This window comes from Streptomyces sp. NPDC046197, from assembly GCF_040646295.1.
In the GTDB taxonomy this organism is placed as follows: domain Bacteria; phylum Actinomycetota; class Actinomycetes; order Streptomycetales; family Streptomycetaceae; genus Streptomyces.
In genome coordinates this window covers 30,216-42,285 of the sequence record NZ_JBEYZY010000022.1, presented here as the reverse complement: position 1 = coordinate 42,285, position 12,070 = coordinate 30,216, and the positions used below count along the sequence as shown (strand labels likewise).

General features: G+C 72.4%; 9 protein-coding genes. 2 read left to right on the top strand and 7 right to left on the bottom strand.

Annotated elements, in window-relative coordinates; translation table 11 throughout:
• Positions 1 to 77: 77 nt before the first annotated feature.
• From rnc to recG, 7 genes are all read right to left on the bottom strand, one after another.
• Positions 78 to 902, bottom strand: a complete 825-nt coding sequence (gene rnc / locus AB0A61_RS27455) for a ribonuclease III (protein ID WP_361297565.1) — start codon at positions 900 to 902, stop codon at positions 78 to 80.
• A 7-nt stretch (positions 903 to 909) separates the two neighbouring features.
• The gene (gene rpmF / locus AB0A61_RS27450; RefSeq protein WP_003951102.1) at positions 910 to 1,083 is read right to left on the bottom strand and encodes a 50S ribosomal protein L32; all 174 of its coding nucleotides are present in this window, start codon (positions 1,081 to 1,083) and stop codon (positions 910 to 912) included.
• Between the two features lie 2 nt (positions 1,084 to 1,085).
• The gene (locus AB0A61_RS27445) at positions 1,086 to 1,739 is read right to left on the bottom strand and encodes a YceD family protein (protein ID WP_361297562.1); all 654 of its coding nucleotides are present in this window, start codon (positions 1,737 to 1,739) and stop codon (positions 1,086 to 1,088) included.
• A gap of 133 nt (positions 1,740 to 1,872) precedes the next feature.
• Positions 1,873 to 2,973: a cell division initiation protein gene (locus AB0A61_RS27440; RefSeq protein WP_361297559.1), complete on the bottom strand. Its 1,101-nt coding sequence runs from the start codon at positions 2,971 to 2,973 to the stop codon at positions 1,873 to 1,875.
• 155 nt (positions 2,974 to 3,128) lie between these two features.
• A complete protein-coding gene (gene coaD, locus AB0A61_RS27435) occupies positions 3,129 to 3,608 on the bottom strand; it encodes a pantetheine-phosphate adenylyltransferase (protein WP_361297792.1) in 480 nt (159 codons plus the stop codon).
• Between the two features lie 26 nt (positions 3,609 to 3,634).
• Positions 3,635 to 4,222, bottom strand: coding sequence for a 16S rRNA (guanine(966)-N(2))-methyltransferase RsmD (rsmD, locus tag AB0A61_RS27430; RefSeq protein WP_361297556.1), 588 nt, complete (start codon positions 4,220 to 4,222; stop codon positions 3,635 to 3,637).
• Between the two features lie 295 nt (positions 4,223 to 4,517).
• Entirely contained in the window at positions 4,518 to 6,749 is a 2,232-nt protein-coding gene (gene recG / locus AB0A61_RS27425) for an ATP-dependent DNA helicase RecG (protein ID WP_361297553.1), read from the bottom strand.
• Between the two features lie 169 nt (positions 6,750 to 6,918).
• On the opposite strand from recG, the gene AB0A61_RS27420 reads away from it, so the two are divergent.
• Positions 6,919 to 8,775 (top strand): HSP90 family protein, encoded by a 1,857-nt coding sequence (locus AB0A61_RS27420; RefSeq protein ID WP_361297550.1) that lies wholly within the window; start codon positions 6,919 to 6,921, stop codon positions 8,773 to 8,775.
• Complete coding sequence (locus tag AB0A61_RS27415) at positions 8,768 to 11,812, top strand: tetratricopeptide repeat protein (RefSeq protein WP_361297547.1); 3,045 nt, start codon at positions 8,768 to 8,770, stop codon at positions 11,810 to 11,812. Before AB0A61_RS27420 ends, AB0A61_RS27415 begins: the two co-directional genes overlap by 8 nt.
• Positions 11,813 to 12,070: the final 258 nt, after the last annotated feature.

Sequence of the window (12,070 nt, the reverse complement as noted above, 5' to 3'; positions counted from 1 at the left end):
CAGGGGCGGGCGCTCGGGTGCGTTCTTCGCGCCGCTCCCCGCGCGGCAGGGCCGACGGGGGTCCGACGCTCGGTCGGTCAGGCGGAGGCGGACGCCTCGTCGGCGCCCTCGGCGGCCCGCGCCGCCTTGGCGCGCTCGTCCGCCGCGGCCCGGATGGCCCGCCATGCGGACTCCGCGGCCTGCTGCTCCGCCTCCTTCTTGCTGCGGCCGGTGCCGGTGCCGTACGAGACGCCTCCGACGCGGGCGGCAGCAGTGAAGGTCTTCTCGTGGTCGGGACCGGTCTCCGTGACCAGGTACTCGGGCACGCCGAGCCCCTCGGTCGCGGTGAGCTCCTGGAGGCTGGTCTTCCAGTCCAGGCCGGCTCCGAGGTTCGAGGACTTCTCGATCAGCGGGTCGAACAGGCGGTGCACCAGTTCGGACGCCGCGTCGAGGCCCTGGTCGAGATAGACCGCGCCGATCACCGCTTCGAGGGTGTCGGCGAGGATGGACGCCTTGTCCCGGCCGCCCGTGCCCTCTTCACCCCGGCCCAGCCGGATGAAGGAACCCAGGTCGAGACCGCGGCCCACTTCCGCCAGCGCACGCGAGTTCACCACCGCGGCCCGCAGCTTGGCCAGCTGGCCCTCGGGCAGGTCGGGGTGGGTGCGGTACAGCGTGTCCGTGACGACGAGACCCAGGACGGAGTCACCGAGGAACTCCAGCCGCTCGTTCGTCGGCAGACCGCCGTTCTCGTACGCGTAGGAACGGTGGGTCAGTGCTCGCACCAGAAGGGCGGACTCGACCTTGTAGCCGAGCCGCCCTTCCAGAAGCGTGTGGGACGAGGCCGTGTTGTCCGACTTTTTCCTGGCGGTTGGGTCCGCCTTGGCGTCATCCGCCTTCTTGGCAGTGGACACGGTGCCTCTCACCAGCCGCTCAGACCTCGAGGACCTGGCGCTTGTTGTAGGTGCCGCAAGACGGGCACGCGATGTGCTGCTGCTTGGGCTCGTGGCAGCGCTCGCACGCAACCAGGGTGGGGACCGCAGCCTTCCACTGCGACCGGCGGTGGCGCGTGTTGCTGCGCGACATCTTCCGCTTCGGAACAGCCACGGCTACTTCTCCTGCTTCTCGTCGACGCGTGCTGATCGAGGCGCGTCGCCGCTCATCTCGTCCTTCTCGCCGCCCGTCATGGTGTCGGCGAGTCCCTGCAAAGCCGCCCAACGGATGTCGACGGCGTCGTGGTGGTGGTCCGGGTCGTCCGCGAGCCGCGCTCCGCACTCGGAGCACAGGCCCGGACAGTCTTCCTGGCACACCGGCTGCATCGGCAGTGCGAGCACCACCGCATCGCGCAGCAGAGGTTCGAGGTCGAAGAGTCCGTCCTCGAGGAAGAGCCTGTCCTCGTCGTCCTCAACGTCGTCGCCGGGCTCCGCGATCACGCGGCCCCGGTCGTCGGCGTCAGGGTACGAGAACATCTCCTGGAATTCCGCTTCGAGCTCCAGCCCGACCGGCTCCAGACACCTTACGCACTCCCCCTGGGCCGTTGCACGGGCGGTGCCCGTGACGAGCACCCCTTCCATGACCGACTCAAGCCGGAGTTCGAGCTCCACCGGAGCGCCGTCCGGCACTCCGATGACCCCCTGGATACCGAAGTCCCGGGGAGCCGGGACCGTGCGGGTCAGCCGCTGCAGCGCACCGGGACGCCGACCCAGCTCATGCGTGTCGAACACGAGTGGGTTGCGGTGGTCGAGGCGGGCGTTGGCGGCCATTCCTGCTTTCGATCTTCTGGGTTCGGGGGGACGCCGTCCGGAGGTGCCCCCGGGCAGCGCTGATCGCAGACGTACTCGCGACCGAAGAGCCAGGATACTGGACCTTTCGCTCTCGGCCCAATCCGGTGTCCGGCTACAGGCCGCGGCCCTGCTCGTAGGCCCGCAGCTGCTCCGCGCTGATCATGCTGGTGTCGAAGAGGCTGGTCTCGTCGAGGGCGTGCGGCTGCTGGGCCTGCGGCTGGGCGTACCCCTGGTGCTCGTGCTGGACCTGGTTCGGGTCGTAGGCCGCCTGCTGGGCGTCGTAGCCCTGGAAGGTGGCCCCTCCCGCCTGAGCGTAACCCTGGGTGGAGGCGTACGGATCGGCCTGCTGGTAGCCGTACGGGTCGGCCTGCTGGCCGTAGCCCTGCTGGTAGCCGGCGTACGGGTCGGTCTGCGCGGGCTGCTGGTAGCCGTACGCCGGCTGCGGCTCGTACGACGGTGGGGCGGGCTGTTCGGCCGGCTGGACCACGGGCGTCTCCGTCATGGCGGCGAGGTCGGCGAGGTAGTCGGCGTCGCTGGAGTGCTGGACGGTGCTGGTGTCGTCGGCGAGGGCGCCGAGGTCGTCGGTGGCGATCCGGCCGTGCAGCTTCTGACGGCCTCGGCCGACCGCCTCCAGGGTCTTGGCGAGGACCGCCTCGAAGGCGCCGAGCTTGACGTCGACGTAGGCGTCGGCGTTGCGGCGCAGGGTGTCGGGGTCGTGGCTGCGCTCGGGGGCGTCCTCGTCCTCGTAGCCGTCCTCGTCCAGGCCGGGGCCGGTGCCGAGCAGCTTCTCGCGGCCGCGGCCGACCGAGCCCAGGGTCTTGGTGAGGACGACCTCGAAGTTGGCGAGCTTGGAGTCGACGTAGTCGTCGGCGTCGGCGCGGATCTCCTCGGCCTCCTGGCGGGCCTCGGTGAGGATCCGGTCGGCCTCGGCCTGGGAGCGGCGGGCGACCTCGGTGTCGGAGATCAGCGAGCCGCGCTCGGCGTGCGCGTGCTCGATGATCCGCTCGGCCTCCTGGCGGGCCTGCTCGACCATCTGCTCGCGGTCGCCGATCAGCTCCTGGGCCTGCGCGAGGGAGCCGGGCAGGGCCTGGCGCACCTCGTCGAGCATGGCGAGCAGGTCGGCGCGGTTGACCACGCACGACGCCGACATGGGCATGGACCGGGCACTGGAGATCGCGGTGACGATCTCGTCGAGCTTCTTCTGCACGTCCACCGTGTGCTCGCCACTCTCTACCGATGTGTTGGAGACGGACGGGACGACTGTACGGCCCTGGGGTGGCCGCGGGACACCGGGTGACGGGCAGTCAGGCCTCCCGGCGGTCCCCGTGGGTTTCCGGGGGGCCGGACATGGGCCGCCCGGGAGGGGGGTCAGTCCGTCTTCAGGCGCTCGGTGAGGGCGTCCAGGACCACCGGCGGCACCAGGTGGGAGACGTCGCCGCCCCAGGCCGCGACCTCCTTGACCAGGGAGGACGACAGGAAGCTGTAGGTGGGGTTGGTGGGCACGAAGAGCGTCTCGACGCCCGAGAGGCCGTTGTTCATCTGGGCCATCTGCAGCTCGTAGTCGAAGTCGCTGACGGCGCGCAGGCCCTTGACGATGGCGGGGATGTCACGCTGCTTGCAGAAGTCGACGAGGAGCCCGTGGAAGGCCTCCACCCGGACGTTCCCGTACTCGGCGGTGACCTGGCGGATGAGGTCGATCCGCTCGTCGATCTCGAACAGGCCCTTCTTGGCCTTGTTGATCATCACCGCCACATAGACCTCGTCGTACAGGCGGGAGGCGCGGGCAATGATGTCGAGGTGTCCGTTGGTGATGGGGTCGAACGACCCGGGACAGACGGCGCGGCGCAACTGGGATCCCTCGCTCTCCGGTCCGGTCATTGTGCGTCTTCGCACGTAGAGGCGGCGCGACCGTACCAAAACGTCCCTTCGCCGTAGCGACGGGCCCGGATCGCGGCGAATCCGTGCGGCCATGTGAATTTTCCGCCCCTGGTGCTGCGCTCCACGGTGACGAGGGCTTCCTCGGCGAGCCACCCCTCCGTGCGGAGTGTGAGCAGAATCTCGCGAAGATCGTCGTCGGAGACGGCGTACGGGGGATCGAGGAAGACGATGTCGTACGGGTCCCTCGGCGGTGCCGTGCGGACGATCTGTTCGGCTTTGCCCGCCCTCACCTCGGCGCCGGGCAGGCCGATGCTGCGGACGTTGTCGCGGACCGTGCGGACGGCGCGGGCGTCGGCCTCGACGAGGAGGGTGTGCCCGGCGCCGCGGGACAGCGCCTCCAGGCCGACCGCGCCCGATCCGGCGTAGAGGTCGAGGACCCGTTCGCCGTCCAGGGGGCCGCCGATGAGGGACTGCCAGGTGGAGAAGAGGCCCTCGCGTGCGCGGTCGGAGGTCGGCCGGGTTCCGGTGCCGGGTGGTACAGCCAGGCGGCGTCCGCCGGCTGCGCCGGCGATCACGCGGGTCATCTCGGGTCCTTGCTCCGGGGATGGTTACGCGTCCAGTTTGGCAGGCAGAGGTGGGGTGCGGATTTTTGTCAGGCAGAGGTGAGTGCGGATCTTTGGCAGGCAGAGGTGGTGGCACGGATTCGCCGTCGGCGGGTGCGGATTCACCGTCGGCGGGTGCGGATTCGCCGTCGGCGGGTGCGGATTCGCGGTGGCTGGGCGCGCAGTTCCCCGCGCCCCTTGACCGCGCTGCCCTCAGCCGCCTCAGCCGCCCCAGCCCTTTCCTGCCCCCTTCAGGCCTTTTCTGCTTCTGCCGTTTTCAGCCCTTTTCCAAATACTGTTCCCTGTCGTCGTCGAGCAGGGCGTCCAGTGCGGTCCGCAGCCCCGGGAGGCGCTCCAGGTTCGGGTCGGCGGCCACCACCGCCGCGGCCTCCTCACGGGCCTCGGCGATGACCTCCTCGTCCTCGATGACCGCGAGCACGCGCAGGCTGGAGCGGGCGCCGGACTGCGCCTGGCCCAGGACGTCACCTTCCCGGCGCTGTTCCAGGTCGATGCGGGAGAGTTCGAAGCCGTCGAGGGTGGACGCCACCGCGTTCAGCCGCTGGCGGGCCGCGCTCGCCTCCGGCATCTCGGTGACCAGCAGGCACAGGCCGGGCGCCGAGCCCCGGCCGACCCGGCCGCGCAGCTGGTGCAGCTGGGAGACGCCGAAGCGGTCCGCGTCCATGATCACCATCGCCGTGGCGTTCGGCACGTTCACGCCGACCTCGATGACGGTCGTGGCGACCAGCACGTCGGTCTCTGCGGCGGCGAAGCGGCGCATCACCGCGTCCTTGTCGTCGGGGTGCATACGGCCGTGCAGGACCTCGACCCTCAGGCCGCCCAGCGGACCCTTGGCGAGCTGGTCGGCCACGTCGAGCACGGCGAGCGGGGGCCGCTTCTCGGCCTCGTCCTCCGGGGACTTCTTCTTCGCCGCCTTCGCGCCGTCCTCCTCGTCGCCGATGCGCGGGCAGACGACGTACGCCTGGTGCCCGTTCGCCACCTCCTCGCGCACCCGCTCCCAGGCGCGCGCCAGGAAGTGCGGCTTGTCGGCGGCCGGGACGACATGGCTGGCGATGGGTGAGCGGCCGGCCGGGAGCTGGTCGAGTACGGACGTCTCCAGGTCGCCGAAGACGGTCATGGCGACCGTGCGCGGAATGGGCGTGGCGGTCATGACGAGCAGGTGCGGAGTCCGCTTCTCCCCCCGGGAGTGCCCCTTGCCGCGCAGGGCGTCGCGCTGCTCGACCCCGAACCGGTGCTGCTCGTCGACCACGACGAGCCCCAGGTCGTGGAACTGAACCTTCTCCTCGATCAGCGCGTGCGTGCCGATCACGATGCCGGCCTCCCCGGTGACCAGGTCGAGCAGCGCCTGCCGTCGGGCGGCCGCGCCCGTCGACCCGGTGAGCAGCACCACCTTGGTGGCCTGCTCGGCCCCGCCCAGCATCCCGCCCTCGGCCAGCGCGCCCATCATCTCGACGACCGACCGGTGGTGCTGCTGGGCCAGCACCTCGGTGGGCGCGAGCATCGCGGCCTGCCCGCCCGCGTCGACCACGGCGAGCATGGCGCGCAGGGCCACGAGTGTCTTGCCGCTGCCGACCTCTCCCTGCAGCAGCCGGTGCATCGGATGTTCGGTCGCCAGGTCGTCGAAGATCTCCTTGGAGACCTTCTGCTGGCCCTCGGTGAGCGTGAACGGCAGGCGGTCGTCGAAGGCCGCGAGGAAGCCGTCCGGGGCGGCCCTGCGCGGGACCGCCGGGAGCTGGGCGTCCGCGTGCCGGCGGCGGGCCAGGGCGACCTGGAGGACGAAGGCCTCGTCCCACTTCAGGCGCGCGCGGGCGTCGGCGATGTCCGCCTTGGTGTGCGGGCGGTGGATCTTGAGCAGGGCCTCGGGGAGGGAGACGAGGCCCCGGCCCTCTCGGAGCGAGTCGGGGAGGGGGTCGAGGGCTTCCCGGGCGCTGGGCAGCACCGTCTGGACCGCCTTGCCGATCTTCCAGGACTCCAGCTTGGCGGTGGCGGGGTAGAGGGGGATGAGCGCTCCGGCCCAGGTCTCCACCGCCTCCTCGGTGTCGCTCTTCAGCAATTCGTACGCGGGATGCGCCAGTTGGAGCCGTCGGTTGAACACGGAGACCTTGCCCGCGAACATCGCGCGGGTGCCCGGCAGGAGTTCCTTGTGGGGTTTGTGCACGCCGTTGCCGAAGAAGACCAGTTGCAGCCGGCCGCTGCCGTCGGTGATCGTCACCTCCAGGCGCTGGCCCTTGCCACGGGGCGCCCTGGGGGAGGCGAAGCTGTGCAGGCGGGCGTCGGCGACCTGGGCGACCACCGTGACGTGCTCGTCCATGGGGAGGTCGGCCAGGTGGGTGAGCTGACCGCGCTCCTCGTATCTGCGCGGGTAGTGGTGGAGGAGGTCGCCGACGGTGTGCAGGCCGAGGTGCTCGGCCATCACCTTCGCGGTGGCGGGGCCGAGCACCGACTTCAGTGGCTGTTCCAGTGGTTCTTCCAGTGCGGGCACGAGATCCATTGCACACCACGGCACCGACAATGCCGTATACGTCCGGTGAAACCCCTGGTCAGGCGGGTCGTCCCGGCTCTAGGATGGCGCGCTCCGGCCTCCCCCGCGGTCACCGCCCCACCCATGGGACCGCCCGACCCCGCGCCGTCGCGAAGTTCCCCCCACCGGCGCTGCGACGATGGACTCCCAGACCTCACAGTCATCACAGGCACCCCAGTCAGCCCACATGTTCCAGGTCGACCTGCGCGGTCTGGTGGACCTGCTCTCGCACCACCTGTACTCCAGTCCCAAGGTTTATCTGCGCGAGCTGTTGCAGAACGCCGTGGACGCCATCACCGCCCGGCGCGCGGAACACCCCGACGCCCCGGCCGTGGTGCGGCTGTCGGTGGACACCGAAGGAGCCGCCACGCTGCGGGTGGAGGACACCGGCGTCGGGCTCACCGAGTCCGACGTGCACGACCTGCTGGCGACCATCGGCCGCAGTTCCAAGCGGGCCGAGGGGCTGCAGGAGGCCCGCTCGGACTTCCTCGGCCAGTTCGGCATCGGCCTGCTGGCCTGTTTCGTGGTCGCCGAGCGGATCCGGGTCGTCAGCCGCAGCGCCCGTACGCCCGGGGCGCCGCCCGTGGAGTGGACGGCGCGCGACGACGGCTCGTACACCGTGCGGACGCTGCCGGACTCGGTACGGCCCGAACCCGGCACCACCGTGCACCTCCAGGCGCGGGCGGGGGCGGCCGAGTGGCTGTCCGAGCAGCGTGTGCTCGCCCTGGCCCGGGACTTCGGATCGCTGCTGCCCTACGACGTCCGTGTCGGCGACACCCCGGTGACCGAGCTGCCCGCGCCCTGGGACCGGGCGTACCCCTCCCCCGCGACCCGGCGGGTGGCCCTGGCCCGGCACTGCCACGACGTGTTCGGCTTCACGCCGTTGGACTCGATCGACCTGGACGTGCCGCTGGCCGGGATCCGCGGGGTGGCGTACGTACTGCCCTCGGCGGTCAGCCCGGCACAGCGGGCGGGACACCGGGTGCATCTGAAGGGCATGCTGCTGACCGAGCGGGCCGAACAGCTGCTGCCCGACTGGGCGTTCTTCGTGCGCTGTGTGCTGGACACCGACAGCCTGCGGCCCACCGCCTCCCGCGAGGCGCTGTACGAGGACGAGACGCTGGCCGCCGTGCGGGAGGCACTCGGCGAAAGGATTCGGTCCTGGCTGACGGGCCTGGCGGCCGGCGATCCGGAACGGCTGGCGGCGTTCCTGTCCGTGCACTTCCTGGGTGTGAAGTCCCTGGCCCGGCACGACAGGGACATGCTGCGCACGATGCTGCCGTGGCTGCCCTTCGAGACGACCGACGGGCAGCTGTCCCTGGAGGAGTTCGCGCAGCGGCATCCGGTCGTGCACTTCACCCGGACGGTCGAGGAGTACCGGCAGGTCGCCCCGATCGCCTCCGCGCAGGGCATCGGCGTCGTCAACGGCGGCTACACGTACGACAGCGAGCTGATCGAGGCGTTGCCGTCGGTGCGGCCGGGGACGGTGGTCGCCGAGCTCGACGCGGACACCGTGACCGCCCACCTGGACGCCGTCGACCCGGCCGAGGAGCTGGCACTGTCGGACTTTCTGGCCGCCGCGCGCGCCAAGCTGGACCCGCTGGGCTGTGATGTCGTCCTGCGCGCCTTCCACCCCCTGTCGGTGCCCGCGCTGCACCTGGACGACCGGGCGGCACGGCACGAGCAGGCGCGCGCCGAGGCCGAGGCGCAGGCCGACGAGTTGTGGGCGGGCATCCTGGGCTCGCTGCGCGGTGGCGCCCCACGCGCGCGTCTGGTGCTCAACCACCTCAACCCGCTGATCCGCCGGATCGGTTCGCTGCACGAGGCGGAACTGATCGGCACCGCCACGGAGTCCCTGTACGGCCAGGCGCTGCTGATGGCGCAGCGTCCGCTGCGGCCGGCCGACTCGGCACTGCTCAACCGCGCGTTCCTCGGCCTCCTGGAGTGGGCCACCCACAGCGACACCGACTCGACGGGGACGGTCACCGATGAGTGAGATCACCGACTTCGACTCGCTGCGCCGGGCGATGGCCGAGAACGGCGAGCAGCCGGAGGGCCCGGCCCGCAACGCGCGCGCGGAGCAACTGCTCGCCGAGGCCGAGAGGCTGAACGTCCCGCTCGCCGTGATCGAGGCGCTCGGGCACCAGCTGAAGGTCTACAACTACAGCTCCGAGAAGGACAAGATGTTCGTCCCGTTCGCGCGGCTGCTGCGCATGTGGGACGAACGCCCCGAGGACTTCGACGAGTACGAGACCCACTCACTGCACTGGGTCTTCAAGTGGATGACGGCCGGGATGCTCGACCAGCCGCACATCCCGCTGGCGTCGGTCGAGAAGTGGCTGGGCGAGATGGAGCACCGCTACCGGCTCGCCGGGCACTCCGAACGGGCGGTGCGCAGCGCCGAGTTCCATGTCGCCGCACACGTCGGAGACGTGGCGCGCGCCGAACGCGCCTACGCGGCATGGCTGTCCGCCGACCGGGACGGCATGGCCGACTGCCACGCCTGCGAGCTGCACGGGCAGGGCTGGTGGCAGGCCGAACGGGGCCGGGACGCGGAGGCGGTCGAACTGTGGCGGCCGGTCCTGGAGGGCGAGTACAGCTGCGCCCACCAGCCGCACACCGCCCTCGCGTCCTCCCTGACGCCGCTGCTGCGGCTCGGCCGCGTCGACGAGGCACGCGCCCACCATCTGCGCGGCTTCCGGCTGGTGCGGCCGATGGAGAGCATGCGCGGCGCGTACGCCGACCACGTGGAGTTCTGCGCGCTGACCGGCAACGAGGCGCGTGGCCTCGAGCTGCTGGCGCAGCGCCCGGCGTACTTCACCGACTCCGGGCATCCGCGCAGCAGGCTGGACTTCCTGGCCGTGGTGACCCTGCTGATGGACCGTCTGGTGCAGCTCGGGCTGGGCGGGCAGCGGGTGCCCGGCCCGGCGGGTCGCGCCTGGACCGCCGCCGAACTGGCCGTCCACACGCGCGCGCAGGCCGAGGCGCTGGCCGCGCGCTTCGACCTGCGCAACGGCACCTCCCACATCAGCGAGGGAGCACGCTCGCGCATGGCGCAGCGCCCGCTGGTGGACCGGCTGCCGCTGGGCGTGCGGACGGCGGCGCGACCGGCCGCCGCCTCCCCGGCTCCCCCGGTGCGCCCCACGGCGACGCCTGCCGCGGACGTCCCGGCGGACGCGTCCGGGCTGCCCGCACTGATCGCCGAGGCCCGGCGGCTGTCGGAGACGCTGCAGCCGCACGCCATGGAGGCATGGGCGGCGGTCGCGCGGGCCGCGGAGGGTCTGGCGGGCGTCGAGCTGGACGCCCGCGACCGCGCGGAGATCGCCGACCACCAGGCGATGGACCGGGGCCCCGAGGGCGCCGATCTGTTCGAGCGGGCTGCCGCACTGTACGCGGAGGCGGGCGACCCCGGCGAGGCGCTGGCCGCGCACGCCCGTGCGGCGTACGTACGGGCACTGGCGGGCGACGTGGACGGGGCGCTCGCGGCAGTCGCCGGGCCCTGCGACACCGTCCTCGCGCTGTACGCCGAGGACGGCACCGGTGTACGGCAGACGGCGTCCGTGCTGATCGGGCGGGCGCGGATCCTGATGCGGCGGGTGCACGAGGCCGACGGGCCGGTGGCACAGGCGGACCTGTCGGCCGCGGACGCGGCCGCGCGGGAGGTGCTGGCGCTGGTCGACGGGTACGCCGGGGACGATGTGCGCCTCGCGTCGCGGGCGGCGGAGGCGCGGGCGATGCTCGCGGAGATCACCGCCCGCACCGGGGACCTCCGGGCGGCCGCGGAGCTGTTCCAGCGGGCCTCGGACGAGTACGTCGACGCCGGGCTGCCGTGGTTCGCGGTGGAGTACGAGGCGCGGCTGGCCGGACTCGCGCACCACCTGGGCGACCCGGCGGGGGCCGAACGGGCCCTGCGGGCCGCCCTGGAGCACGGCGGGCCGCATCTGGAGGCGACGGGACGGGCCCAGCTCCACCTCCAGCTCGCCGAGGTGCTCGGCGGACGGGACCGGGCCGAGGAGGCCGCGGACCACGCCCTCCAGGCGGCGCACTGGGCCGACGAGGCCGGCCAGGGTCCGACGCTGGGCGCCTGGGCGCGTCAGCAGCTCGGCGGGCTGCTGCTGCGGCTGGGGCGCTGGGCCGAGGCCGCGGAGGTGCTGGAGTCCGCGCTGCCGGACCTGACGGCCGAGACGCACGGCGACGGCGCGGTCGTGCAGACGCAGTGGTGGCTCGGCGACTGTCTGAGCGAGCTGGGGGAGCACCGCGCCGCCGCCGAACGCCGGCTCCAGGCGGCCGAGATCGCCCGTCACTGGCCCGAGCAGCAGGACCACGCGACGCTCGCCCACCTCGCCGCGGAGTCCCTTGGCCAGGCGGGACTGCTCACCGAGGCGGACCGTGCCTACGCGCGCGCGGGCGACCTGTGGCGCTCGCTGGGCAGCGTCCACGGCCTCGTCCGCTCACTGCGTGCCCGCGCTTGGCTTGCGCTGCGCACCGGGGCGAGTGGGGAGGGAAGGGGTGTGGAGGCAGCGGGAGTTGAGTCGGGGAGTGTTGAGTCGGGAGGCGTGGAGCCAGGGGGTGTTGACGGGGCGCGCGGGGACCGGGCGCGGGAGCTGATGACGGCCGCTGTCCGGGAGTGCCGGGCGGCGCTGGACTCGGTTGACGACGAGGAGGCGCGGCTGCGGCTGGTCGCCGAACTCGGGCACACCCACCGGCAGTTCGCCGACCTGCTCGCCCGGTACGGCGCCGAGGCGGCGAAGGACGACGCGATCCGGGGGGCGTTCGAGGAGGCCCTGGCCCAAGTGGACCGCGCCGCCGGGACGTTCGCGTCGCTGGGCGAAACCGCCCTGCACGAGCGCACCGGCGCCGAGCTCGCCGCCGGCCGGCTGGAGGTCGACCTGGGCCGGCCCGGCGCGGGGGCGGCACGCGCGCGTGCGGTGCTCGCCGCGTACGAGGGTGCCGACGACGGGGACGCCACGGTCCAGTCGCGCAGGGCCGAGGCGGGGCGGCTGCTGAACGTGCCGGAGGCACGGGTGGAGTAGTGACCGGAGCGGGGGCGGTGCGCGCGCCGCGGGTGCCGTGCGGATGCGCTGCAGGCGCGGTGCAAGTGCGATGCGAGTGCGCGGCGGTGCGGGGCGGGTGCCCAGCGGTACGGATCCGCCGCGAACCCGGTACCCGTACGGGCCGGACACCCAGCAGTACGGATCCGCCGCGAACCCGGTACCCGTACGGGCCGGACACCCAGCAGTACGGATGCACCGCGAACCCGGTACCCGTACGGGCCGGACACCCAGCACGTA